The sequence below is a fragment of the Paraburkholderia sp. SSBN10T genome, from assembly GCF_056619545.1.
Genome location: NZ_JBWQQI010000017.1, coordinates 138,447 through 164,193 on the forward strand (window position 1 = coordinate 138,447; position 25,747 = coordinate 164,193).

General features: G+C 62.3%; 22 protein-coding genes. 13 read left to right on the forward strand and 9 right to left on the reverse strand.

What is annotated here, in order from left to right; genetic code table 11:
- Nucleotides 1–230: 230 nt before the first annotated feature.
- From AC1ECK_RS24525 to AC1ECK_RS24535, 3 genes are all read left to right on the forward strand, one after another.
- Nucleotides 231–998: a response regulator gene (locus AC1ECK_RS24525; protein ID WP_480323667.1), complete on the forward strand. Its 768-nt coding sequence runs from the start codon at nt 231–233 to the stop codon at nt 996–998.
- A gap of 649 nt (nt 999–1,647) precedes the next feature.
- Nucleotides 1,648–2,016: a BlaI/MecI/CopY family transcriptional regulator gene (locus AC1ECK_RS24530; protein WP_091015989.1), complete on the forward strand. Its 369-nt coding sequence runs from the start codon at nt 1,648–1,650 to the stop codon at nt 2,014–2,016.
- Between the two features lie 5 nt (nt 2,017–2,021).
- Entirely contained in the window at nt 2,022–3,590 is a 1,569-nt protein-coding gene (locus AC1ECK_RS24535) for a M56 family metallopeptidase (protein ID WP_480323669.1), read from the forward strand.
- Between the two features lie 169 nt (nt 3,591–3,759).
- On the opposite strand, the gene AC1ECK_RS24540 is transcribed toward AC1ECK_RS24535, so the two are convergent.
- The 5 genes from AC1ECK_RS24540 to AC1ECK_RS24560 form a co-directional block, all read right to left on the reverse strand.
- Nucleotides 3,760–4,059 carry a GNAT family N-acetyltransferase gene (locus AC1ECK_RS24540; protein ID WP_480323671.1) on the reverse strand — a complete coding sequence of 100 codons (300 nt, stop codon included), beginning with the start codon at nt 4,057–4,059 and terminating at the stop codon, nt 3,760–3,762.
- A gap of 564 nt (nt 4,060–4,623) precedes the next feature.
- Nucleotides 4,624–5,145: a hypothetical protein gene (locus AC1ECK_RS24545; protein WP_480323673.1), complete on the reverse strand. Its 522-nt coding sequence runs from the start codon at nt 5,143–5,145 to the stop codon at nt 4,624–4,626.
- Nucleotides 5,145–6,221: an SMODS domain-containing nucleotidyltransferase gene (locus AC1ECK_RS24550; RefSeq protein ID WP_480323675.1), complete on the reverse strand. Its 1,077-nt coding sequence runs from the start codon at nt 6,219–6,221 to the stop codon at nt 5,145–5,147. Before AC1ECK_RS24550 ends, AC1ECK_RS24545 begins: the two co-directional genes overlap by 1 nt.
- 84 nt (nt 6,222–6,305) lie before the next feature.
- Nucleotides 6,306–6,887, reverse strand: coding sequence for a VapC50 family PIN domain-containing toxin (locus AC1ECK_RS24555; protein ID WP_480323677.1), 582 nt, complete (start codon nt 6,885–6,887; stop codon nt 6,306–6,308).
- 1 nt (nt 6,888) lies between these two features.
- Nucleotides 6,889–7,359: an excisionase family DNA-binding protein gene (locus AC1ECK_RS24560; protein WP_480323679.1), complete on the reverse strand. Its 471-nt coding sequence runs from the start codon at nt 7,357–7,359 to the stop codon at nt 6,889–6,891.
- A gap of 302 nt (nt 7,360–7,661) precedes the next feature.
- Between AC1ECK_RS24560 and AC1ECK_RS24565 the strand changes: the two genes are divergently transcribed.
- Nucleotides 7,662–8,096 carry a hypothetical protein gene (locus AC1ECK_RS24565; protein WP_480323681.1) on the forward strand — a complete coding sequence of 145 codons (435 nt, stop codon included), beginning with the start codon at nt 7,662–7,664 and terminating at the stop codon, nt 8,094–8,096.
- A 258-nt stretch (nt 8,097–8,354) separates the two neighbouring features.
- Here AC1ECK_RS24565 and AC1ECK_RS24570 read toward each other — a convergent pair whose 3' ends face one another.
- The gene (locus AC1ECK_RS24570) at nt 8,355–10,187 is read right to left on the reverse strand and encodes a hybrid sensor histidine kinase/response regulator (protein WP_480323683.1); all 1,833 of its coding nucleotides are present in this window, start codon (nt 10,185–10,187) and stop codon (nt 8,355–8,357) included.
- Nucleotides 10,188–10,533: 346 nt separating this feature from the next.
- Here AC1ECK_RS24570 and AC1ECK_RS24575 point away from each other — a divergent pair, with 346 nt between their 5' ends.
- The 4 genes from AC1ECK_RS24575 (at nt 10,534) to AC1ECK_RS24590 (ending at nt 18,164) form a co-directional block, all read left to right on the forward strand.
- Nucleotides 10,534–11,325, forward strand: a complete 792-nt coding sequence (locus AC1ECK_RS24575) for a hypothetical protein (RefSeq protein ID WP_480323685.1) — start codon at nt 10,534–10,536, stop codon at nt 11,323–11,325.
- Nucleotides 11,326–11,513: 188 nt separating this feature from the next.
- Nucleotides 11,514–14,912, forward strand: a complete 3,399-nt coding sequence (locus tag AC1ECK_RS24580) for a GMC family oxidoreductase N-terminal domain-containing protein (protein ID WP_480323687.1) — start codon at nt 11,514–11,516, stop codon at nt 14,910–14,912.
- Nucleotides 14,913–15,065: 153 nt separating this feature from the next.
- Nucleotides 15,066–17,303 (forward strand): putative bifunctional diguanylate cyclase/phosphodiesterase, encoded by a 2,238-nt coding sequence (locus tag AC1ECK_RS24585; protein WP_480323689.1) that lies wholly within the window; start codon nt 15,066–15,068, stop codon nt 17,301–17,303.
- 57 nt (nt 17,304–17,360) lie between these two features.
- Entirely contained in the window at nt 17,361–18,164 is an 804-nt protein-coding gene (locus AC1ECK_RS24590; protein ID WP_480323691.1) for a hypothetical protein, read from the forward strand.
- Between the two features lie 29 nt (nt 18,165–18,193).
- Here the strand turns inward: AC1ECK_RS24590 and AC1ECK_RS24595 are convergent, their stop codons facing one another.
- Together AC1ECK_RS24595 and AC1ECK_RS24600 are read right to left on the reverse strand one after the other, a co-directional pair.
- A complete protein-coding gene (locus AC1ECK_RS24595) occupies nt 18,194–19,594 on the reverse strand; it encodes an FAD-binding oxidoreductase (RefSeq protein WP_480323693.1) in 1,401 nt (466 codons plus the stop codon).
- Nucleotides 19,591–20,574, reverse strand: a complete 984-nt coding sequence (locus AC1ECK_RS24600) for an isopenicillin N synthase family dioxygenase (RefSeq protein WP_480323695.1) — start codon at nt 20,572–20,574, stop codon at nt 19,591–19,593. Before AC1ECK_RS24600 ends, AC1ECK_RS24595 begins: the two co-directional genes overlap by 4 nt.
- 309 nt (nt 20,575–20,883) lie before the next feature.
- On the opposite strand from AC1ECK_RS24600, the gene AC1ECK_RS24605 reads away from it, so the two are divergent.
- The 5 genes from AC1ECK_RS24605 to hutC (AC1ECK_RS24625) all read left to right on the forward strand — a co-directional run bounded on the left by AC1ECK_RS24605 (nt 20,884) and on the right by hutC (AC1ECK_RS24625) (nt 24,860).
- Nucleotides 20,884–21,708 (forward strand): transporter substrate-binding domain-containing protein, encoded by an 825-nt coding sequence (locus AC1ECK_RS24605; RefSeq protein ID WP_480323697.1) that lies wholly within the window; start codon nt 20,884–20,886, stop codon nt 21,706–21,708.
- A 75-nt stretch (nt 21,709–21,783) separates the two neighbouring features.
- Nucleotides 21,784–22,434, forward strand: a complete 651-nt coding sequence (locus AC1ECK_RS24610) for an amino acid ABC transporter permease (protein WP_480323699.1) — start codon at nt 21,784–21,786, stop codon at nt 22,432–22,434.
- 23 nt (nt 22,435–22,457) lie between these two features.
- Nucleotides 22,458–23,120 (forward strand): amino acid ABC transporter permease, encoded by a 663-nt coding sequence (locus AC1ECK_RS24615; protein ID WP_480323701.1) that lies wholly within the window; start codon nt 22,458–22,460, stop codon nt 23,118–23,120.
- Nucleotides 23,121–23,139: 19 nt separating this feature from the next.
- Complete coding sequence (locus AC1ECK_RS24620) at nt 23,140–24,012, forward strand: amino acid ABC transporter ATP-binding protein (RefSeq protein WP_480323703.1); 873 nt, start codon at nt 23,140–23,142, stop codon at nt 24,010–24,012.
- The gene (hutC, locus tag AC1ECK_RS24625; RefSeq protein ID WP_480323705.1) at nt 24,009–24,860 is read left to right on the forward strand and encodes a histidine utilization repressor; all 852 of its coding nucleotides are present in this window, start codon (nt 24,009–24,011) and stop codon (nt 24,858–24,860) included. The genes AC1ECK_RS24620 and hutC (AC1ECK_RS24625) overlap by 4 nt, the downstream gene beginning before the upstream one ends.
- Nucleotides 24,861–24,894: 34 nt before the next feature.
- Here hutC (AC1ECK_RS24625) and hutC (AC1ECK_RS24630) read toward each other — a convergent pair whose 3' ends face one another.
- Nucleotides 24,895–25,689, reverse strand: a complete 795-nt coding sequence (hutC, locus tag AC1ECK_RS24630; protein WP_480323787.1) for a histidine utilization repressor — start codon at nt 25,687–25,689, stop codon at nt 24,895–24,897.
- Nucleotides 25,690–25,747 lie beyond the last annotated feature (58 nt).

Sequence of the window (25,747 nt, forward strand, 5' to 3'; positions counted from 1 at the left end):
AGAAACACCTGATGCCGCCGATCAAGCATATGATCGCAGCATGAGGTACGGCAGCAACAGCAATCCAACATAAGCCTTTCTATCGAAGAGGCAAGCGGGTAGACGTGGCCGCGCTCGCAGAGCCGGCCTGACGGGACGGATGGCGCATCGCGGGGGGCGCCATCCGCGTCCGGCATCGGCGAAACAACGGTGAAAACGACCAACGCGCAGTGCCGACACGCGGAGACATCATGAAGTTTCTAGTGGCCGACGACCATGAACTGATCCGCCAGGGCGTCAAGGGATTGCTGCGTGGACTCGACCCGCAGGCCCAGTTCGACGAAGCCGATAGCTGGGAAACGCTGGCTGCCGCTGCGCGGCCCGACGCCGATCACGATCTGGCGATTGTCGACCTGCACATGCCCGGCATGAGCGGTGCGGCGTCGCTCGACATGCTGCTGAAAGCGAACCCGGCGTTGCCGGTGGTCGTGCTCTCCGCGGAAGAATCGCCCGACGAAATGCGCGCAGTCCTCGCGGCTGGCGCGCTCGGCTTCGTGCCGAAGCGCCAGCCGGCCAGCGTCATGCTCAAGGCAATCGAGCTGGTGCTGTCGGGCGGCGCATACGTACCGATGGAGGCGCTCAGCCTGCTCGGCGCGCGCGAAGCGGCGCATGCGGCGAGCGCCGCAGCGGGTAGCGCCGCAGGCTCTGCGGATGCCCCCGGCACGGCCGGCCCAGCCGGCGCACAGTCTGCCGCGCTGACCGAACCGCTGGCCCACCAGGTCGCCGCGCTGCAGCCGCATCAACAGCATCTGCTGGAAAACCTCTCGCCGCGGCAACAGGACATCATGCGGCTGGTGCATCGCGGCTGGACCAACAAGATGATCGCCCGTGAGCTGGGCGTGGCCGAGGGAACCGTGAAGGTGCATCTGTCGGTGATTTTCCGGGCGCTGGGGGTCCACAACCGCTCTACCGCAATTGCGGTGATCAACGGCTGGCTGGAAGCAGGGAAAACGCTTTAGGGGTGGTAACTTTGCACTAGCGGCACGAACCCACCCTGGGTTCAGCAGCGACACTCGCCCTCATATGGCTGCACTCACCGGCATTACGGCCTACCGATGGCAAAATGTCGACCGCGGTCGTCAGCGTGCCAATGATGAAATGCTTGAAGCACTTGGCAGAGTTTGGCCGCAGTACGCGTTTTGGTTGATAACGGGGAAGACGGACGAGATGCACGGACAGCTAATGCCGCGAGAGCCCGACAAACTGTCGAGCTGACTGCCGCAAGTGGGGGCGAGTAGTTGGATCGCCAGTCCGGAGGACTGACGATCGGCGCGGTCGATTCGAAATTCGAATATTTGAGGAATCCGATCGGGAAATGATCGGCCGCCGCAGGCGGTCGCACTACAGTCACAACGGGTGACTGGTTTCGGGCAACGCATCGGACCGGTTGAATCCGCAAAGTACAGCAGCCGTTCCGCATCTATCTCGCATGGCGCCCCTCAGGGAGAATCGACGATGGAAAGTCGTCAAGCGCTCCAAATTCCAGCGGTCGCAATTCCGGACGCCTCTGCTTCCGTCACTAAGCTTCGCACTCACATCAACTAAAAGAATAGTTGACAGTTCACCACTTCGATCCTACGATCTACTAATCCTTTAGTAGGAGGCATTTTGGACATCTCGCTGACTGACCGGGAAGCCGACGTCATGCAGATACTGTGGGAGCGCGGCCCCTCAGTTGTGAGTGAGGTTCGTGATGGACTTACCGATGACCTCGCCTATACGACGGTTCTGACGATCCTTCGTACGCTGGAGAGCAAGGGTTATGTAACTCACGTAGAAGAAGGTCGTGGGCATCGCTATGCAGCCGCCGTTCAGCAGCAGGCGGCCCGAAAAAGTGCTTTGCGGCACCTCACGAGCAAGTTATTCGCAGGATCGACAGAGTTGCTATTTGCGCAGCTGGTGGCCGACAAAAATCTCACGCCGAAGGAAATTCGTCGTATGCGCGAGCTACTGAAAGAGAGACCTGGCGAGGAGTAATCGCGATGCTGACGTGGATGATTTATGTTGTGTCGGTATCGACGGTTCTATCTGCGGCGGCGCTCATTGCCGAATACTCCGCTCGACAACGGCGATCGTCCAGCAGATGGTTCTGGCTTCTCGCGATCGTTGCATCACTGGCGATTCCGGCGGCTATGACGTCGGTTTCAATCGAAATCCCCGTAGAGCTGAGGCCGTCAGTGCCTCAGAATGTGATCGCCCTGCATGAGATCACATCCACGCATCTATCGCCCGCAGTCTGGATTGAGAACCACGACGGTAGTTCCTCGACGTTCCAGCACGTTCAATTCCATGCGAAAGACGTGTGGTATGCCGCATCAATGTTGATGACTTTGATTTTGCTGATCACCGCAACGCATTTGCAGTGGCGCAAACGGCAGTGGGCTACGGCATCTGTCTGCGACGTTTCAGTGTATTTGTCGGCCGACGTCGGTCCTGCGGTTATCGGTCTTTTCCGTCCACGGATTGTTCTTCCAGCCTGGCTTCTAGATTCGCCCCTAGAGCAACAGGCTGCCGTTATCGCGCACGAAAGATCGCACATAGATGCCCATGACCCGGCTCTCCTTACGATCGCACTCTGCCTGATTGCGTTCATGCCATGGAACCTGCCACTTTGGTGGCAGTTGCGACGACTCAGGTGTGCTATTGAGGTCGACTGCGACGCGAGAGTCCTGAAGGCTGGATGCAAAGTTGCTGTTTATGGCGAAACGCTGATCGCGGTGGGAGAAAGGCAATCGCGATATATCGGATCGGTAGCCGGTATGTCCGAGTCCAGATCTTTTTTGGAGCGACGTCTAAAGCTGATGTTGCGAAAGCCTGTCAAGCGGAAATTGCTGGTTGTAGTACTTCTCGGATGCATGTCAATCACGCTGGCTACTCTGGCCGCACAAGTGAGCCCACCAATCATGAACGATGCTTCGAACGAACATACTCAAGTGCCGGTATCTGCTGAAATTCTGGATCGATACGTTGGCGCGTACAGTATCTCTGATACAGCTGTGATGAACATTCGACGCGAAGGTGACCACCTGGCGTCGAGAGTTACGGGGCAAGGATGGATTGAAGAGTTTCCCATGAGTGATACAGCGTTTTTTATGAAGGTCCTCAAAGTAACCCAGACGTTTGTGGTTGACGATCAAGGACATGTTACTGCCTTGATTCATCATCAGAACGGTCACGACCGCACATTTCCACGAATCGATACTGCCGAGGCGGAGAGGATCGAGGCGACTCTCGCTGCGAAGGTCAAGAGCCAGACTGCCACTCCGGGGAGCGAAGCTGCATTGCGCCGGAATATCGACAGCTTGCAGTCGGGACACCCGAGATACTCCGAAATGTCTCCTGGCTTACAGGACGCAACACGCGAGCAACTGCCCAGAATGGCCGAAGAAATGACTAGATGGGGTCCTATTGAAAGTGTCCGGTTTTTGGGTGTTGGCAGCCAAGGTTGGGACATATATCAGGTTACACATGCTTCTGGATCTGCCATCTGGCGTATTCATCTCGCAGATAACGGCATTATCGATGGCCTGCTAGTACAAGCGGGTCCGTAAATGTATCTCAGGAATGAGCAGCCTAAATGACCCGCATCGATTCATCGACCGCTTCGGAGGTCGAATCGGACAGTCGAATGTCCGCGCGCGAGTGACCGCGAATGACTCAGTTTGGCCGCACTCTGCCGCTGATCAGCGGTGGAGTGCAATGGGCTGGCCGTTGCAGGATTTATAACTTTGGAGATCGAATATCGCTACCAACGATTGCCATCTGCACGATGTCGAGAACCAAATTGCCCTTCTTTAAGGCATCGCGCTTGACACCTTCAACCCGAAAACCAGCTCTCTCATAGAGGTGGATAGCCCCCGGATTATTGGCAGTCACCTCAAGTTCGATCCGCTCGACAGCGGGTGCTGCGCTTGCCCATCGGAGCGTATGCCGCAACAGCGCCCGTCCGACCCCTTGGTTTCGATTCCTTCGAGACGTTGAGGGCAAGTGACACTGAATGCTCGCGATTTGGCTGCTCAATACGACCGACGCCGCCCCCGCCGATAAGCCTTCCTTCGTGTTCAGCGATGAATAAGACGGAGTGCTCGCTCCTTCGGCGCTTGAAAAACTCTGCCCATTGTTCGTCCGCAGGTCCGGTGCCCCGATCTGGAAGCACCGATAGCCCTTCTGCGAAAAGATCTGTCATAAATTGTTTGTATGCGGCTTCGTCGATGGGGCGGACTACGTGGTATTCGACATTAGCTACGGACATGTTCTCTCCACGCACTACGTTTGTTTTCGTTTGACAGGCGATCTCTGATTTTCCGGGTCGGCTATCGACGGAGCCGCATATTCAATTGTCGTCGATCTAGCTGCTGGAGTCGAACGGCCTTTGCTGGCCGCGTGTCGCCTCATCCAAATGGCATCCGCAGCCTGCACCTCGCGACCCGTTCCTGCCTTTCAGTTTGTTTTCCCCAAGCGCCATAACTTCGTTCCAAAGCGGCCGCTATAAGGCGCCAATCCATTGGTTGTTCGCTTTGCGTTCGAGATCAGGCCTTATGTCAAAGGCACGGAGAGGCTAGGAGCTAATACCACGCGCATCACTCAAACGGGGCGGTCACTTGAATTTCGCAGATCAATGCTGAAAGCGTAGTCGCCATTGCTGATTTTCTTCTGCGCCTTCTTGAAGAACCGTTCCGGTGCGGTGATGCTGCCCTCGCGCGCGGCATCCATGCGGTCCATCAGGTTGTCGAACTCGGCCTTGAAATCCTCGAACGGGCCGAGAGCGGTGACGGACCGCGCCTGGCGGAACCTGTCCTGCAGTATCTTGAATTGGTGTGCGCTGCTAGCCAGCGCCCCGAGGCTCACATCAAGATCGAGCGCCTTGTAGACTGCAGGGGCTAGGCCGGCAAGCAATGCACAACCGCCAACTACCCACTTGAGCTCTGGTAGATTGGTGAGCAGTGACCAGTTTGCCACCCCTCCAAGAATAATCGGCCCGACCACGAAGCCAGCCCGCCATCGGCGTAGCGACTTTAACCACTCGAAGAGCAGTGTGGACATGTAGTGGCAGGATTCTTCTTGGCGCCCGCACTCGGCAATGAGATTTTGAGTGCGCTCATCCATCACACGGTCCGCGGAATGTCAGTACCGAAAATCTTTTGCCATTCATCGCCGGCATCCGTGACGCGGTTCTGGTATTCGTACTCACAGGCCTTCACGGTCCGGTGATAAGCCGTCGCGGCACGGCTTCGCCATTCGTCACCCAAGGCCATCACCTCCCAGGTACCGGGCACCACTACGAAGCCATTCGCACGGTGGTAGAGAAATGCAAAAAAGTCGCGCGCGATCCAGTCGAAATAGAACCAGTCATATCTACGCCATGGCGATTGCGCGATGAATTCGGCCGCGAGCAGTTCCAGGTGGAAGGATTTGATCCGTACCGAGCAGCAGGATTGCCAGGCCTTGAGCATGCGGATGAGCGGACGCAGGTTCCGCGCGTTCGCACTGTCTGCCGCTTCCAGCGCGCGCACCTCGTCCCAAGGTGCGGTTTCCTTGTACGAGCCGCCGTTGTGGGTGTCGCAGATCCAGTAACGCCCGGGCGTCGTGAGTACGAAGGCTGGCACTACCTCCACGTTGTAACTGCCGAAGTTGACGAGCACTACCTGGCCGTCACCGCTCATGTCGGTGTTCGGATAGGTCTGCGCCAGCCGGGCTTTCACTTCCTGCAGGAGCGCCGACTGCCGGTTCCACGTGTAGGCCTGAAAGCGGTAGTAGACCTCGTCCGGCAGTAAAAAATATACATCGACGTCACGTGGCGGCCGTATGGCGGTGTCCTTGCTCCATGAACCCACGTAAAAGCTGTGATCAGTGCCCGAGGACGTGCCGTAATAGGCACGGTTCAGGCAGCTCACCACGTTGGCTCGTTTGTTGACCCCGTCCAGCCACTGGAGCGGCGTCAGGGCGAGATTGCGATGAAACTGCTCGAAGCGTTGCCGTACTGCGACCCAGCAGAGCGGCCGGTAGGCCGGGAGTGTACCGAGCGCACTTAACGATGCGAGGGACGCCCCCAGACCAAAATTCTCGGGATACTGAGGCGTCAGTGCCGACTCCGGGGAAAGCAGCCCGCCCAAGGTCCCGGCGGCCGGACGGTTCCCGTCCAAGGCGCGCAGCAGCTGGTCGACATTGGTGTCGTAAACCATGGGACTCCTTCGAAGGGTCTGAGCATTGAGCATACGTCAGCTTTAATGCGTTTTCCGGATCGGTGCAGCATGCCAATGGGTGCGCTAGATCAACTCCGCTGCGTCACGTATTCGTTGGGCAGTGGCCGGTAGGCCACCCTGCTCGAGCGCCCGGGCGAAATTCTCCGGGGTGGCCTGCGGATTCTTCCAGCGGGCACGCATGTGTTTGAATGCAGCCATGGCAACAAGCGGGTCCAGATCCCACTGGTTGATAATGAACCGGTCGGGATCAATTACCTCGATACCATACGCATTGACGATCTCGGACGGGAAGTCACGAAGGTTCGCGGTCACGATACAGTCAGCGTGGCCAGCAACGGCGGCTGCGAGAACATGCCTGTCGTCCGGATCCGGAAGTTCGTATCCTGAAACGAGCGGCGTCCACGCAATCTCCGGAACCTCCCAGTCCGACACCGCTTCGCGCATGCAGTCTCGTCGAAACTCGAGCTTGCCTTTCAGATCTGGTCGGCGCTCTTCGAGCGCAGCGATCCATTCCTGCTCAATCCTTGTTGTCCATTTCGCGGCAAAAAGTCCGACGGTAGCCAGACTCATCAATGAGTCGGTCATCGCGATCGGATAGAGGACGCACGCGTCCAAAAGGGCTGTGTAACGTGCGTTGCCGGCCATCTCAGTAGTCCAATCCTAAGTCACGCGCATTGTCAGCCATGCGCTCAAGTGCGTTAGCCTGCTTCTCGCGCATCTTGTTTGCGTACGTCACCAAGTCGTCAAAAGCGATCCGTCGGTGTGTACCGACCATGCGATGCTGCAATCTGCCTTCTTCGATTTCCTTGATGACGAACGGCCGCGATACGTTAAGAAAATGAGCTGCCTCGACCGTGGTGAATTCGTGGTTAGCCGGCATGACAGTAATCGCACGGCCCTCGCTCATTGCACCGAGCAGTTGGCCGATGAGTTTTAGCGCCGCAGGGGGAACTTCAACCTGCGGGTGTTCACCCTTGTCAGTCGTAAGGGTGATCGATGCCGCCCGGGAATGATCCAGGGCCTCCATGATGCAACGCTGTGCGACGCGAGCCATCTCAAGCTCGCGCTCATTCAGCGGAGGCGGGGTTACCTCGCGGATTCGGTCGAGGGTTCGCATGATTTTTCCTTTGTCTCACTCAGATTTGCGCCTAGCTCACCAGCTAAGCTTGCTTTCGCCTATGCGAAAGCAAGCTTAGCTGGTAAACGAATTAAATGCAACAAGTGAAATAAGTGAAGCGATAATATATCGCGAAGCCAGCCAAACGCCTGACGAAGGCCACCCAGTCTTCTCAGGCTGCCATGCGCCAGTTTCGAGCAGAAAACCGGCGGTCTGGTGCTAGGAAGAAATTCGCCCCCGATCATAAGCGCACGTTTACATGCATGATAATGTCCCGTATCAAATATAAAGGAGGTCATCGCGTGGGCACGAACGACAGCAAGAACGTGCAGGAAATCGAGATCCGATTGAAGCGGGCGCCCGATGACCCGGCCGAACGCGATCCGGTTTTTCAGGGCGAGCTCCGTGCAGTCAGTTCGACACTGCATTCGGCGGGCATCCGCTATTTGCAGCGGGCGATAGCATTCGACTCGGCGGCAGCGGTGGGCTACCCGCTGGCCGAGTTCATCATCAAGGAGCTAGGGCCGGCAGCCATCGGAGTGATCGGCACCGCCGTTGGCGCTTGGGTCAGTGGGCGTTCAGGGCGCAAGGTGCGGTTGAAGGTCGGTGACATCGAGGCCGAGGCCCGCACGATAGATGAGATCGAGCGGCTGCTGCAACGCGCCTCGGAGCTGCAGGTTAGTCAGGGAAGCTCCACGGGCCAAGCGAAAACTGAATCTGATTCGGATGGAGATTGAGATGCAACGGGACGCGAATCTGGTTCGAGCACTGCTTGTCTAGCTGCAGGGCAAGGAAGCATCAAAGCAGCCTGAAGAGCTGTTGCTGGTCCAACCGCACTATGAGGAGGTGACTGTTCCAGACGGATTCAGTATCGACGGCTACACGGGACAGCAGATTGACGATCACCTCAGACTCATGCTTCGTGAGGGACTAATTGTCGGACAGGTTTACAAGGGATCGCGGCGCGCTGGTAAAACTCCGAAGGCAACTCCCGCTCACGACACCTTGCGCTGCCCGTCGATCGCCAGTCCCAGCCCTTCGCCGGCTAGCGCCGTCCGTGCGCCATCCAGTTCCGCCTGCTGCCACAACATCTCCAGCGTGCGCCGCAAGCGCGCCGGGGTGACCGGCTTGTGCAGCACCGGAATGCCTTGCGTGGCGAGCGTCGCCAGTTCGCCCGAGGCCATGTCGCCGGTAATCAGCAGCATCACCGCGCCGTCGTGCCCCGCGCGCCGCAACGCGTCGCGCACCGCGGAGAGCGCCTGCGCGCCGGTGTGGTGGTTCGCCAACTGGTAGTCGCACAACACCGCATCGGGGACAAAACCGTCGGCGAGCGCCTGCAACGCCAGCGCCTCGTCGCGCACGCCGCGCGCCACGCAGCCCCAACGTCTGAGCAGGCTCGTCAGGCCTTCGAGAATCGACGGCTCGTCGTCGATGCAAAGCACCCGCCTTCCCTGCACGGAGGGGCCGCTTACCACCGTATCGCTTAGGCTCGCCACGATCCCGCCGGGGTCGCCCGCCTGCACCGTAAAACGAAACACGGAACCGCGCCCCGGCGCCGAGCGCAGATGCAATTCTCCGCCCAGCAGATCAACGAGGCGTTTGACCGTCGGCAAGCCTAGCCCGTGACCCTGACGCGCGTCGCGCTGCGGATTGGCCACCTGATAGAACTCCTCAAAGATGCGCGCCTGCTCCTGCGCAGGAATGCCGATACCGGAATCGCGCACCTCGATATAGCCGCCGTCGCGCCGTCCCGCGCGCCGCAAACCCATCCAGATCGCGCCGTCCTCCGTATAGCGCACCGCATTCGAGAGCAGATTGCTCAGCACCCGTTCGAGCAACACCGGATCGTCGTGGACGACCAGCGTAGTGGGCGCGATGCGCAGCGCCAGTCCCTTGGCCGCCGCCTGCGGCCGGTACTGGCTGCCGACCCGCTCGAACAGCTCGCCGAGCCGGAAATGCAGCCGGATCACCTGCGTGACGCCGCTTTCCAGCCGCGCCAGATCGAGCACCTGGTTGAACAACTGGTTGAGCGCTTCGACGTTGCGCACGATGTGATCGGCGGTCTTGGCATGCTGCTGGGGGGTCACCGAAGCGTCGTTGAGCGAGGCGGCCAGCAGGCCGACGGCATGCAACGGCTGGCGCAGATCGTGGCTGGCGGCGGCAAAAAAGCGCGTCTTGGCGAGACTCGCTTCTTCGGCCACCTGCTTCTGCTCGGCTAGCGATTCCGCCAGATGTTGCTGGTCGACCCGCGCATGCACGACGCGCTGGAACAGCTTGCGATAGCTCATCGCGTAGACGTTGATCGCACAAAAGAAGAAGGCAAGCACGATGGCGAGAATGGTGCGGTCGAACGTGTGGCTGCCGAACAGCAGCACGATGGCCGGCAGCAGCACGAAGATGATGCCGGTCGAGAAATTCAGCACATCGAAGCCATTCGACATGAACACACCCGCGGCCAGCGTCACCAGCATCACGGTGTGCAATACCGGCAGATCGGCCTGGTGGCTATGGAACGCGAACCAGATGGCGAGCCCCGGCGCGCTATATAGCAGTGCTCCGCGCAGCGCGTGCAACCTGATCCAGTTGCGCGCCGTCAGCGCATCGGGCCAGCGGCGCCGGCAGAACCAGAACGCCAACGCGGCGCAATTGGCCGCCGCGTAGAACCCGAAGCACGCCGCGAACAGATGCGGATACGGCATGTCGACCCAATAGATCGACACCAGCACCGCAATCGCAAACCAGTGCGTGAAAAACGCTATCGGGTCTTGCGCGTACAGCACGCGCACCAGGTCTTCGTCGATCGCCCGCTGGATAGGATCAGCCCGCATCGTGCGGTCTCCATTGTCGACTGGAGTTGGCGCTTTCGCGCGCTACTCCGGTCCCATGCAAGATTGTTGCTGCCGGGTCCGGCAGTTTCGATGTTCGATGGCGTAGTGCTGTGAGGCGAAAGGCGAAACCGGGTTCGCGCCACGCGATGTCCGAAATGGTGCATGCGACGGTTTACCCGGCAGTTTACCTGTCAGCTATCACTTAATCCATATAGGCGACGGCGCGCGCAAAAACCATACTGGCGTCACTTTCCAGCGCGCAGCCAAGCTCCTCCCGGACGGCCACCGCCGCCCCACTCCGTGGCCGGCCGCGCTCCCCCTGCCCCATCCTTCGACGGAGGCTTCCATGGGCGCCGTACCCAGCCGCGAATTCATCCGCAACCTCGATAACGCGATCCTCCCCGATCTGTGGCGCCGCCGCACGCAACTGTCAGGTGACGAAATGGTGTCGATGGTGGACCTTGTGAAGCGGGCGCTGCGGACCTACCATCCGCTCGAACTGCAGGCGCTTGGCGAGGACAAGGAAGAACTGGTCGCCCAGTTCATCTTCGCGCGGGTGCTGCGTCTTGCCCCCGGCCATTCCGACACGCATGCGTGTGCGGAAAGCGCACCGTCCAACGGCTACGCGCTGTGCGCCTACTTCCGCCGCTATCTGATCGACTGCCTGCGCAGCGCGGGCCATCAGCGCAACGTGTCGATGGAAAACGAAGGCATGGAGCAGGAAATCGACCTGCATGCCCACGCGCTCGAAGACCCGGTCGAAGGGGTGCTGCTGCAATACGGTCTCGATGAAGCGCGCGTGCGTGCCGCGGCGCGCATCTTTATCGACGGCCTCGACGAACCCGAGCGCATCGTGCTGGCCGGCAGTCTCGGCTGGTGCTCCGAATGCAAAGGCGGCCTCTCGGCGGTGGCGGCGCAGCATCGCGTTCCCTCGTATCACTATCGCGCGGTCAAACTCGGCGTCACGATGAAAAAGACGAGCGACGCCAGCGATTTTTCCAATACGAAGATCGGCCACTGGCTGATCGAGGTGCTCGGGATCGAGATCGAGGTGGAAAACCGCGCGGCGATTCTGATTGCGCTCAACCTGCTCGCCGCCGAATCGAGCGACAGCGAAATGAATGAAGCGGCTGCCTAATTGCGCTGTGCCGCCGCTGAGCACCTTGGGACGCCATCGGTTTCGGCGCCGCCCCTTCCGCTCGCACACGATCCTGCTTTGTTTGCCGGCGCGCACCGCCTACGATAAGGAGGCCGCGCAGCGCTCAGTCATCCTCACGAGCCAGGACTCCCCCGCCCTGGTCACACTCGAATCGACAGGTGGTCACGATGAACCGCTTATCCAGCGCCCTTGAGGCAATGCAGCCGCATTACGAAATCGTGGTGGTCGGTTCCGGCTACGGCGGCGCCATCGCGGCGAGCCGGATGGCGCGCGCAGGCCGCGAGGTTTGCCTGCTCGAACGCGGCCGCGAATTCATGGCCGGAGAATTTCCTGCCACCCAGTTCGAAGGCGCCAGCCAGGTGCAGTACAACACCGGGCCCGCCCAGCTCGGCTCGCCGCTCGCGCTGCTCGAGGTGCACGTCAATCAGGAAGTCGACGCGGTGGTGGGCTGCGGTCTCGGTGGCACCTCGCTGATCAACGCCAACGTTGCGCTCAGACCCGATCCAAGGCTGTGGCAGGACCCGCGCTGGCCCGCCGCGGTGCGCGCCGACGAGGCTGGCCTTGCCGCCGGCTATGCGCGCGCCGAGGCGATGTTGCAACCCTCGCCGGTGCCCGCCGATTTCCCGCCGCTGCCCAAGCTCGATGCGCTGGCCCGTTCGGCGCAGGCGCTCGGCATGACGCCACGCTTTTCGCGGCCGCCTATCACGGTCACCTTCAAGGACGGCCCGAATGCGGCCGGGGTCGAGCAGAAGCGCTGCGTGGGCTGCGGCGATTGCAACTCGGGTTGCAACCATGAGGCCAAAAATTCCACCCACATGAACTATCTGCCCGACGCCGTCGCGCATGGCGCGCAGATTTTCACGGGGGTGGCGGTGCACTCGGTGGTGCGCGACACAACGGCTGGGCAATGGCGCGTGCGCTATCAGCCAGTGGCGCTCGGGCGGGAAAGCTACGGCGCGCCGGATCTGGCCATCACGGCGGATATCGTGATCCTCTCCGCCGGCACGCTCGGTTCGAGCGCCATTCTGTTGCGCTCGCGCGATGCCGGACTCCCGGTGTCCGCGCAACTCGGCCAGCACTTTACCGGCAACGGCGACGTGCTCGCGTTTGCCTTCAACACCGATGAACCGATCAACGGCATCGGCTGGGGCCCGCACAGGAGCGGCGAGATTGCGCCGGTCGGGCCGACCATCTGCGGCCTGATCGATCACCGCGATACCCCCGACGTCAGGGACGGCTTCGTGATCGAGGAAGGCTCGCTCGCCGGGGCGGTGGGCATCGGCATGATGGGCGTGCTGGGAATCGCCGCGCCGGCCGAAGGCGTGACAGTGCCCGAGCCGCCGTCGCCCACGCGCTCGCTGGACGCCGACGCCCGCATTCTCGAAAGCCTGCTGCGCGGCCCGTATCACGGCGCGATGAATCACACGCAGACGTACCTCGTCATGGCGCACGACGACGCAAGCGGACAGATTTTCGTCGAGCAAGGCCGTCCGCGGATTCGCTGGCCCAACGCCGGCCAGCAGCCGATCTACGGCGCCATCGAAAAGACCCTCGAAGCGGCCACCGTCGCACTGGGCGGCGAGTACCTGCGCGATCCGATCTCCGCCAGATTGCTCGGCGATCGTCTGGTGACGGTGCACCCGCTAGGCGGTTGCGGAATGGCGGATGCGGCGGAAAACGGCGTCGTCGATCAGGCCGGGCGCGTGTTTTCGGGCACGACAGGAAGCGCCGTGCATGACGGCCTGTATGTGATGGACGGCGCGGTCATGCCGATCTCGCTCGGCGTGAATCCGCTGCTGACCATCTCGGCGCTGGCCGAGCGCAACTGCGCGCAGCTCGCGGCCGCGCGCGGCTGGTCGATCGACTACGCGTCGCCGGGCCATGCCGCACCGCCCGCGCCGCCAAAGATCGGCCTGCGCTTCACCGAGACCATGGTCGGTAACTACCAGTCGAGCACGCCGGCGGATGGCGCGTCGCAAGACGCCAGTCCGATCAGCTTTACGCTCACGGTGGAGTCCGATGACCTGGCCGAGATGCTCGACAATCCCCAGCACGCCGCGCGTACGATCGGCACGTTGACTTGCCCGGCTTTGTCGGCGCAACCGCTGACCATCGCCGACGGACGCTTCAATCTGTTCGTGGTCGACGAGACCCAGGTCGAGCGCCGCGACATGAACTACCGGATGACGCTCGAAGCGGTGGAAGGCACCCGCTACTTCCTGTTCGGACAGAAGATCATCACCCGTTCGTCGCTGCTCGAGCTGTGGCCGCAAACCAATACCCTATACGCGCAGATCCGCGCTTCCGAGGCAGCGGATGCCCCCGTCATCGGCAAGGCGACGCTCATCATCACGCCCGAGAACTTCCTCAAGCAGATGCGCACGATCGAGGTGACCAACGCGCCCGATCTCGAAACGCGGCTCGAATGGATGCTGAAATTCGGCAGGTTCTTCGGCGGCGTGCTGTTTACCGAATACGGCGGCGTGGCGGCGCCGTTGCAGTTTCCCGGTCCGGATACCGCTGCGCCGCGCCTCAAGCGCTCGCTGCGCGCGCCGGCCCCTGAGCTGACGTGGTTCAAGACACCCGGACCCGACGGCAAGACCCTGAAGCTCACGCGCTACCATGCGGGCGACAAAGGGCCGGTGCTGCTGGTGCACGGTTCGGGCGTGTCGAGCCGGATCTTCGCGACGGACCTGATCGACACCAATCTCGTCGAGTTTCTGTGCGCCGCGGGTTACGACGTGTGGCTGGTCGATCTGCGCGTGAGCATCGAATTGCCGAGCGCACTCGAGCCGACCACCGCCGATGCGATCGCCCGCGAGGACATTCCCGCCGCCGTCGCGCAGGTCCGGCTGATCACCGGCGCCGAACAGATCCAGGTGGTCGCGCACTGCTTCGGCGCGGTGGCCGTCACCATGTCCTTGCTGTCGGGGCTCAAGGGCGTGCGCTCGGCGCTGCTGTCGCAGGTGTCCGCGCATCTGGTTCCCAGCGCACTGCAGCGGATCAAGGCCGGGTTGCATATGCCGGAGATGCTCGGGCATCTCGGCGTGAAGGATCTGAGCGTGCTCACGCGCGCCGGCAACTGGCCGCACAACCTGCTCGACGAGGCGCTACGTGTGTATCCGGTCGGACATGACGAGGGCTGCGGCAATGCGCTTTGCCATCGGGCGACCTTTCTTTACGGCTTGCTCTATGAACACGCGCAACTCGGCGAGCAGCTTCACGCCAACCTGCAGGAATTGTTCGGCGTGCATGACGTCGAGCTTTTCAGCCAACTGGCGGCAATGGTGCGCGCAGGCCACGTGGTGGATGCGCGGGGCGAGAACGTCTATCTGCCCAATCTCGACGGCATGAACCTGCCGATCGGTTTTATTCATGGCGCCGAGAACCGGTGCTATCTGCCGGTGAGTACGGAGACCACCTTCAACCTGCTGGTGGAGCGTTTCGGCGCTGCCCACTACGAGCGGCATGTGATTCCCGGGTATGGGCATCTCGACTGCATTTTCGGCAAGAACGCGGCGCGGGATGTGTTTCCGGTGATGACGCGGTATCTGAACGCGCATTGAGTCCGACAATCGGGCGCCTGACACGGCGCCCTCAATCTTCTCCGTCAATGGCCGATAATACGTTTAGGGCGGGCTGAAACAAGCGCGATGGCATCGCGGTATTGATACGACGGGTCGCCTGATGACCGCCAACGATATCGCGAACGAACCGCAATGACAGCCAGAAGAGTACGTTTTTACCCGGAACAGCAGAACGCTCCTGACCCTGCCGATGCCGAGCACGACAACGCCTCCCGGTGGACCGAACCGTCAGGCGAGGAGGCCGCAAGAGACAGTGAGAGAGCGCCGGATTTACAGCTCGATCCGTTGCTCCAGGACCTCGGGCGCGAGGCTTGCGGCTTGTTTCCCCGCTTATTGGATAACGACCTGGTTGGCGTCTGCGTTATCCGGGATGGGCGTTTGCGCTACGTCAACCCACGGCTCGCAAACCTGTTCGGTTACACCCGGGAAGAACTGTGTGCCGGGATGGGTTTATACGATCTGACCGCGCCCGAATATCGTCCGCTTGCCAGGCAGGAAATCGAGCGGTGCGTCCAGCACGACACCGGCAATTGCCGCTACTCGTTTGAAGGCCTGCGCAAGGATGGCGGCAGGGTATTCGTCGAGCTGTTCTGCACCTCTACGAGACTTGAAGGACGCGTGTCGCTGATCGGGCTGATGATCGACAACACGGATCGTCACAGAGCCGAACTTGAGGTGCAGGAGCAACTTTACTTCACGACCCAGCTCGTCGACGCCATCCCCAATCCGGTGTTCTACAAGGACGAGCACGGCCGCTATCTGGGCTGTAACCGCGCGTTCGAGCAATATCTCGGCAGCCCCCGTCACGACATCATCGGCATGTCGGTCTTCGATCTGTCGCCGAGCGAACTGGCGGAGCGCTACGCTGCCGCTGACAAGCTCCTGTTTGACAATCCCGGCGTGCAGACTTACGAGGCATTGGTGAAAACCGCCGACGGCAGTCGCAGGGACGTGGTGTTCTACAAGGCGACCTTCGACAAATCCGATGGCAGTCTGGGCGGTCTGGTCGGGGTCATCCTCGATATCACCGAACGCAAACGCAGCGAACAGGCCATCTGGCGCGAGGCCAATCACGACCAGTTGACGCAACTGCCCAACCGCCGCCTGTTTCTCGACCGGCTGCAACAGAAAATGGAAGAGGCGAACCGCTCGGGCGAATCAATCGCCCTGCTGCTCATTGATCTGGACAGCTTCAAGGCAGTCAACGACACGTTCGGCCACCGCAGCGGCGACGAGCTGCTGGTGACGGTGGCCAGCCGCATCACCGCTTGCCTGGGTGAATCCGATGTCGTGGCACGAACGGGCGGCGACGAGTTTGCAGTCATCCTGCCGGACACCACCAAAGCGGCGCATGTCGGCCAGGTGGCACGCTCGATTATCCATGCGCTGGAGCAGCCGTTCCATCTCGGCGTCGAGGTCGCCTATGTTTCGGCTAGCGTCGGCATCGCGTTTTATCCCACAGATGCGCGAGATCTCGATACGCTGCTGACCAGCGCCGACCAGGCGATGTACCACGCGAAGCTCAATGGCAAGAACCGCCTCAGCTATTTCATGCCCGCGCTGCAGGCTGCGGCGATGGACAGGCTGCAGATCGGCCATGACTTGCGCCAGGCGGTCGCACTGCACCAGCTCGAGGTTTACTACCAGCCGATCCTCGATCTGACGAGCGGCCGCATCGTCAAGGCCGAGGCGCTGCTGCGCTGGCACCATCCGCGGCGCGGCATGGTGAGTCCGGCGCAATTCATCCCCGTTGCGGAAGACCTCGGCCTGATCAATGAGATCGGCGACTGGGTATTCACACAGGCAGTCAGTGCGGCGAAGCGCTTCGCCGCACTGACTCGCGACGGTAGTGACGGTCACCCAGGCCCCCTGCTGCAGATCAGCATTAACAAGTCGCCGCGCCAGTTCCTGACCGGCAGCACACACGAGGCCTGGGTCGAGCACCTTCAACAGGCCGATCTACCTGCCGAATGCATCGGGATTGAAATCACCGAGGGACTGCTGCTGGACGAACATCCGGAAGTACTCGAGAAATTGCGCAAGCTCCGGGCGGCGGGCATCCAGATCTCGCTCGACGATTTTGGGACCGGCTATTCCGCCATGGCCTACCTTAAGCGCTTTGAGATCGACTACCTCAAGATCGACCATTCTTTTGTGCGCGACATGGCCAGCGATCCGGGCGACCGTGCGATTGTCGAAGCGATTATCGTCATGGCGCACAAGCTCGGCATCAAGGTAGTGGCCGAAGGGATCGAAACGCAGGAGCAGCTCGAGCTGCTGACCTCGGTGGGATGCGATTATGGGCAGGGTTACCTGTTTTCAACGCCGGTGCCGGAAAACGAATTCGCGATGTTGCTGACTGGTTTATGATCCGACCATTCGATCCGCCATGCCCCTTACCCCCTTTCGACAATTACAAAGCACCCTATGGAAGAACTGAGCTTCGGCACCTGCGTCAAGAAAACCTGGATCAGCGCCGCACAGGCCATCATGCGGATGCCCGGCCTGATCATCGGAACGTGCGCCGTCTTCACCTGCGTCATCCTGCTGCTCGGTTCGTTCCAGCAAACCGCACTCGAAGCCGCCGAGGCCACTCCGTCAACGGTACTCGGTCACGCGTTCATCCGGCTGGCACTGATGTTTCTGCAGTTCTTCGCCTATAGCTCGCTCATCATCAAGGTCAGCCGCTTCGTGCTGCTGGGAGAAGGCACACAACCGCTCGTGCCGCTCAATGGCAGGCCGCTAGTCCGCTCGCTGTTCTGGCTCGGCCTCGCGATGGCGATAGGCATATTGGCGTTGGCGTTCGTGATGCTCTCCCGTCTGGTTCCGAAAATGACGGCCGCCGTCGCCATACTCGTGTGTGGCGTGTACCTGTTTTCGGTCGTTCGTCTGAGCCTGCTCTACCCGGCCATTGCGCTCGGCAGCAGCCTGAAGTTACGCGCCGCGTGGAACGACACGCGCGGTCATTTCTGGAGCATCATGGGCGTGGGAGTGGTCGTTTATCTGCCGCTCCTCGTCATCGAGTTCGTGGTCTGGCTGGTCATCGCGCGTCTGCCGCTCGCCAATCCGCAGGAGTCGGTCCCGCTTGCGCTGGTGCAAGCGCTGTTCCAGGCCGTGATAGCCGTGCTGTCAGCCGCGACCCTGGCATGGATGTTCCGGCGCTACGCCAACGAGCTGCTGCGCCACACGGCCGAACCCATGCCCGGGAACGCCTCGCCGAGCGCGCAATAAGCTGGGGGCAGCCCAGTTGCCCCAGTTCGTTAGAAGAGCTTGCCCGGATTCAGAATCCCATGCGGGTCGAGCGCCTGCTTGATCGCGGCCATCGCGGCCAGTTCCTCGCGTGAGCGCGAGATCGGCAAGAACTCGCGCTTGAGCAAACCGATGCCGTGCTCCGCCGAAACCGAACCGTGCAGCGGTCCGAGCATCTCGTAGACGAACGCATACACGGCGTGATGCTCGACGCCGGGCACCGAATGCCCATCCACGGTAAGGTGCAGATTCGAATCGCCGATATGGCCGAAGAAATACGAGCGGTTTCCCGGCCATTGACGATCGAGCGCGGCGCGGCAGCGCTCGACAAACGTGCCGATCTCCCCGATCGGCAAACTCACATCGAAGTTGATCGGGTCGAGCCGCACCGGAAACTCGGCGGTGCATTCGCGCACTGCCCATAGGGCCCGCGCATCAGCGAGCGATTGCGCGATCACCGCATCGCGGATGGCATGCGCGCCGAGCGCGTCGGTCAATGCGGCGGCGAAGCGTTCGCCGTCATCGGCTGCATCGAAGCTGGCGTGTTCGATCAACGCGTACAGCGGATGCGCTTCGCCGAACGGCGAACGCGTGCCGGTCAGCGCGACGCCGAAATCGTAGAAGTCCGGCCACATGATTTCGAACGCGCCGATGTCGTTGCCGAAGCGCGTCGCCAGCCGCCGCAGCAGGCCGACCGCGGCATCGTAGTGGTCGAGCGCGACCAGCGCCGTGTGCCGGGCGGCGCGCGGCGGATGCAGGCGCAACACGGCGCGCGTGATCACCCCGAGCGTGCCTTCCGAGCCGATAAACCAGTGCTTCAGGTCGTAGCCGGTATTGTTCTTGACCATCTTGCCAAGCGAACTCAAGACGGCGCCGTTGGCCAGCACCACTTCCAGGCCGAGCACCTGGTCACGCGCCGTACCCGACTGGATGACGCGATTGCCGCCCGCGTTGGTGGCGAGGTTGCCGCCAATCTGGCATGAGCCGCGTGCGCCAAGATCGAGCGCGAGTTCGAAACCCGCTTGCGTGGCCGCCTCCTGGGCGCTCTGCAAAGTGGTGCCGGCGCGTACCGTCATCGTTGCAGAGGCTGGGTCGATTTCCTCGATGCCGCTCAGCCGTTCGAGCGACAAGGCGATATCGGCAGCGCGCGGAATCGCCCCGCCCGCGAGACCGGTCATGCCGCCCTGCGGCACTACCGGCTGATGCGCGGCGTGGCAGATCGCCAGCGCCTGCGCCACCTGCGCGGTCGTGCGCGGCAGCAGCAAGGCCGCTGCGCGCGTCGGCTCGTGACGCGTCCAGTCGGTCATCGAGCGCTCGCCGATCTGTGCGCCGACGCGCACCGCATCATCGCCCAGCGCCTCGCGCAGGGCCGCGAGCGTCGTGGCAAACGCAACGGAAGCAGCACTCGTCATGCCGCCGTCCCCTGCGCCGCCTGCTTCTTTCGGTAACCCATGGAATCGTTGATACGGCCAAGAATGTAGTCGCCCGCCGCGACCGGTTGATATTTGAGTTCCGCCTCGCTGGCGCCGAGCTCGCGCGGATCGACCAGCGCGCCATAGGTCGGATCATAGAACGTCGCGATCGAATAGCGCTCGCGGCCCGACGCGTTGATGACGCGGTGCAGCGTCGAGCGAAAGCGGTCATTGGTCCAGCGCGCGAGCAGATCGCCGACGTTGACGACAAAGCTGCCAGGGATGGGCGGCGCTTCGACCCACGTATCGTTGGCGATCTCGCGCACCTGCAGGCCGCCCACCTGATCCTGCCACAGCAGCGTGATGCACCCATAATCGGTATGCGGTGCGACGCCGAACTGGTCGGCATCCGATTGCGGCGGCTGCGGCGGGTAGTAGACCATCTGGGTGCGCTGCATCCGCTTGGTATAGCGCGGCGCGAAGAACTGCTCATCGACGCCGAGGCCAGCCGCCACCGCGCGCAGCAGATCGGCGCCGCACAAGGCCACCGCCTCGTAGTAACCGTAGAGCGCCGGGCGCAATTCCGGCATGAAATCCGGCCAGTTGTTCGGCCCGCGCAAGGCCTGGCCCGCGAGCACATCCGGGTCGTCCTCGGGCAACTCCAGGCCGACGCTGAAAAACTCCTTGTAGTCAGGACGTTTCGCCTGATACATGGTGGCGTCGCCCAACGCATTGAAGCCGCGATGTCGCTGATTCACTGCCGCGCGCCGTTTGGTCTCCACCGGAAACGCGAAGAACCTACGGGCCGCCTGCTCGGCAGCGTCGATGAGCGCCTGCGGCACACCGTGGTTGACGATGTAGAAAAAGCCGATCGTCGTGCAGGCGTCGTGAATCTCGCGGCCGACCCGCGCCATGGCGGCGGGATCGCCGGCACGCACGCCGGCAAGGTCGATGAGCGGAATGCGGGTAACCGGCGGCATTGCAATGCTCCTGAAAGGCAAAGCAGATAAGACAGATAAATGAGCTGACGAATGCGCGCGCCGCCGATACTTCGAACACCTTGCGAAATACGCAGCGGCCGGCGCGTGTTCCCAGTTTCCCCAGTTGTATATACCGCCAAAAGCCCCTTCGCAAGCAGCGTTTCAGTGCACGATCGAGCGCGGGCCTTGCGCCTTGCAGCGCACAACACGATTATTTATTTTGCGCAAAAACCGCGGTATATACTGCCTCGCATACCTCGCGCCCCGGCTTGATCCCGCGCGACACCGCTTTGCCAACCGGAGAATCGTATGAGCATCCTTGCAGGCTGGAAGTGTCGTTTAGTGATGTTGGCGTTGTGCACGGCGAGCCTCGCGGCGCACGCGGATCAGCTTGCCAAGGTCAAGCAGGCGGGCGAACTGGTGGTCGGCACCGAGATGCAGTTCGCGCCGTTCGACTTCCTCGACAATGGGCAACAGGCCGGTTTCAACAAGGACCTGTTCGCCGAGGTCGGCAAGGAACTGGGCGTGAAGGTGCGCTTCATCGACCTGCCCTGGCCGAGTGTGCTGCCGGGTCTCGAAGCCGGCAAGTTCGACATGGTCGGCGGCCCGCTGACGGTGACCAAGGCGCGCATGGAGCGCTACACCTACACGCTGCCGATCGCAGACGCCACCGACGCACTGCTCAAACGCGCCGGCGACACTTCGCTCAAGCAATCCTCGGATATCTCCGGCAAGACGGTCGGCGCGGGCAAGGGCTCGGCCCAGCTCGACCAGTTGAAGTCGTATATCGCCACGCTGCCGAAGCCGCCTGAAGTGCGCGAATACGTCGACAACAACCAGGCCTATGCCGACCTCGCCGCCGGCCGTATCGCCGCGGTCGCCAACTCGATGACGAACATCGCCTATGTGGCGAAGCAGCGGCCCGACACCTTCGCTGTGGTGCAGCCGCCGTTCGGCGCCAAGGTGTACTTCGCTTATTGCATGCGCAAGGACCCGGACAGCCAGTCGCTCGACGATGCGTTCAACGCCGCGTTGGTCAAGATGCACAACGACGGGCGTCTGGCCGCCTTGCAGAAGAAGTGGTTCGGCGTCGCGATGGACGCGCCGACCACCATGCCTACCCCGAACTACTGATGCGTTAAGCAGCGTGCGGCCGGCGCGACGCTGCGCTGCCGCGCGTTGCCCTGTCTTCCAGCGGGTGCCCGACACATGTTCAGCCTGACGGTCTTTCTGCAGGGTCTGCCCTTGCTGCTGCACGCGGCCATGGCGACGGTCGGCATTTCGCTCACCGGGCTCATGATCGGTTTCTTTGTGGCGATCGGCGTGTGCTCGGCACGGCTCTCGGCGCATCGCGCCGCGCGCCTGTTCGGCGGCGCGTATGTGTTCTTCTTTCGCGGCGTGCCGATGCTCGTGCAACTGCTGCTCGTGTATTACCTGTTGCCGTTCGTCGGCATCAACGTCTCGCCGCTCGTTGCGGCCATCAGCGCCGTGTCGCTGTGCTCGGCGTCGTATATCGCCGAGATTCTGCGCGGCGGCTTTCTGAGCATTCCGCCGGGGCACATCGAGGCCGCGCGCATGCTCGGCATGTCGCCGTTCGACATGTTGCGCCGCATCCAGGTGCCGCAAGCCTTCCGGCTCACGCTACCCTCGCTCGTCAACGAAATGGTGCTGCTGATCAAGGCTTCGTCGCTGATCTCGGTGGTCGGCGTGGCGGAATTGACCCGCACCGCGCAGAACATCGCCGCCAGCACCTATCGTCCGCTCGAAGCGTACTTCGCCGCCGGGCTGATCTATTTCGTCATCTGCGGCACGCTCGCGCTCGTCGCGCACGGCGCCGAACACCGTTTGCAGCAAGCCTGAGCGCGCAAGCCGAGTCCCCAGTCATGCAGCAATTCGATCCCACCGTCATCACTCACAACCTGCAGCCGATTGCGGCGGGTCTCGCGACGACCATCGGCACGTGGGCGGCCGGTGTCGCCATCGGCATGCTGATCGGTTTTCTGATTGCGGTGCTGCAACTCTTTTGCGGACGCTGGGTGCGGGGGCTGCTGCGCTTTTATATCGAACTGTTTCGCGGCACGCCGTTTCTCGTGCAGCTATTCCTGCTTTACTACGGCGGCCCTTCGTTCGGCCTCACGCTCGAACCGATGACCGCCGGCATCCTCGGCCTGGGCCTGTACGGCAGCGCCTATTTTGCCGAGGCGTTCCGCTCCGGCTTCCAGTCGGTGCCGCCCGGCCATCTCGAAGCGGCGTCCTGTCTCGGCCTGTCGCGCTGGCAAGCGGTGCTGCGCATCCAGGTGCCGCAGATGCTGGTGCTGATCGTCCCCGCGCTGACCAACCTGATCATCGTGCTCAGCAAGGAGACGGCCGTGCTGTCGATCGTCACCGTGCCCGAACTGACCTTCGTGCTGACCGGCATCGGCTCGGCCACCTTCGCCTTCGTCGAGACGCTGCTGGCGCTGTGCGTCTGTTATCTCGCGCTCGTCGAACTCACCTCGCGTGCCGGCATGTGGGCCGAGGCCCGTATCGCGCGCTTCATGGCATGAACAGATTCCGGACCTATCGATGAACGCCCTTGCCGACATGCCGACTTCCGAACCCACCCCTGCCGCAGCAGCCCCGGACCGCAGCGCGCCGCTGATCGAGGTACGCGACCTGCGCAAGCGCTTTGGCGAGACCGAGGTGCTGCGCGGCGTCGATCTGCAGATCGCCCGCTCCGAAGTGGTCTGCATCATCGGGCCGTCGGGCTCCGGCAAAAGCACGCTGCTGCGCTGTCTCGCCGCGCTCGAAACCTACGATCAGGGCGACGTGCGCATCGAAGGGGAACTGCTCGGCTACACGGAGCGCAACGGCCGCCGCGTGCGCGCCCCGCAGGGCGAGATCAACCGCGTGCGGCGCAATGTCGGCATGGTGTTCCAGCAGTTCAATCTGTGGCCGCACATGAGCGCACTCGGCAACGTGATGGAAGCGCTGTTGCGGGTGCGCCATCTGTCGCGCGACGAAGCGCGCCGCCGCGCGCACGCGATGCTGGAAACGGTCGGCCTCGGTCACAAGGCCGACGCGTATCCGGTGAAACTTTCGGGCGGCCAGCAGCAACGGGTCGCGATTGCGCGGGCGCTCGCCATGGAGCCGCACATCATGCTGTTCGACGAGCCCACCTCGGCGCTCGACCCCGAACTGGTCGGCGAGGTGTTGCAGGTGATGAAGCAACTGGCGCGCGACGGTATGACGATGGCGGTCGTCACGCATGAAATGGGCTTTGCCGCGCAAGTGGCCGACAAGGTGGTCTTTATCGATCAGGGCCGCATCGCCGTGGCAGGCAAGCCGCGCGAAGTCTTTCACGATGCCGGCCAGCCGCGCCTGCGCCAGTTCCTGCAGAATTACTTCGATCGTAACGCCTTCTGGACCCAGGGCGCCGACGAAGCGGACCCGGCATGAGCGCGCGCGCCGTCCGCGGCACGGCCCGCCGACCGGCAACGCGTGCTGCCACGGCCCGCGCGGTTGCCGACGAGAAGTCCCGCGAGACAACCGGCGCTGCGCTCAGCGCGCTCGACATTGCCGACCATCCCACCGCGCGCTACGAACAGGTCAAGAGTCACATCCGCAGAACCATCGAATCGGGCGCGCGGCAACCCGGCGACCGCATCCCGTCGGAGCTGGACCTCGTGGCGGAACTGGGCGTGTCGCGCATGACCGTCAACCGGGCGCTGCGCGAACTCGCCGGCGAAGGGCTGGTGACGCGGATCTCCGGGGTAGGCACTTTCGTCGCCGAGGCCAAGCCGCAATCCACCTTGCTGATGATCGCCCATATCGGCGACGAGATCCGCTCGCGCGGCCACGAATACAGCTACGAAACACTGCTTAAGCAACGCGAGACCGCGCCGGTCGTGGTGTCGAATGCGTTGGGTCTGGCGCCGGGCGCTTCGGTGTTTCATGTGATCTGCGTGCACCGCGAAAACGGCTTGCCGGTGCAGCTCGAAGACCGCTATGTGAATCCGGCGACTGCACCGGAGTTTCTGCAGCAGGACTTCGCGGCAATCCGGCCGTCCGAGTACCTCTATAACGTCGTGCCGGCCCACGATGTCGAACACGTCGTCGATGCCGGGCTGCCGAGCGCAGCCGAAGCCGGATTACTCGAAATCCGCGCGCACGAGCCGTGTTTGACGCTGGTGCGCCGGACATGGACCAGCGGCGTGGCGGTGACGTTCGCCCGCTTCGTGCATCCTGGTTCGCGCTACCGGCTGGGCTGCCGGTTTACGCCGGACATCTCGCAGCGCCAAGGTTGAGCATGGCGGGCCGAGCGGCCCGCCGGCGCCGCGCTCAGACGTTGCCCGCCAGATGAAAGCGCGAGGCGGGATGCCACAACTGCACCGAGGTCGCCACCGCTTCGCCGACCCACGTGCGGCGCCATAGCAGCAAACACGGCTCACCGATCTCCATGCGCAAATGGCGGCGCACATGCGCGTCGGGCTTCTGTGCGTAGATGCGAAACTCCGCACGCTGGATCGGCGCCAGCCGCACCATGTAGTGATTCGGTGTTTCGACCGTGAAGTCCTGTTGCAGATACTCGGGGAATACCGTGGGATTGACGTAGCGGTCCTCGTACTGGATCGGCTCGCCCTCTTCGCTGTGCACGATGCGCGAATGAAACGCCGGCCCGGCGGCAAGACCGAGCGCGTCGAGCGCCTGCGGATCCTCGCTCGGTTCAAGCGCCAGCACGTGGGCCATATGGCGGTGGCCGCGCGCGGCGATCTCGTCGGCGATGTTGCGAATCTCCAGTACCGTCGATTCATAGCGCTGCGGCGCGACGAAGGTGCCGGAGCCCTGCACGCGCGTGAGTACCCGCTCGGCAGTCAGCTCGCGCAGCGCGCGCGACACGGTCATGCGCGCCACGCCGAATTCCTTGACCAGTTCGGTCTCCGATGGAATCAGTCCGCCCGGCTTCCAGTCCCCTTCGGCGATCCGCTTGACCACATAGCGTTTGATCTGCTCGTAGGCGGGCGTCGCCTTTGCCGGCTCCCTCACCGGCTCCTTGGCTAGCTCCCTGGTCGGCGCTTCGCCGGCGTGGCCGGCGCGGTCCTCGGTAGTTTCGAATGGCGTGTTGTTTATATTCATATTCACGTCGACCTCGTGGGTGGTACGCAATACGCCAATGCGCCCGGCGGGTAAGCCG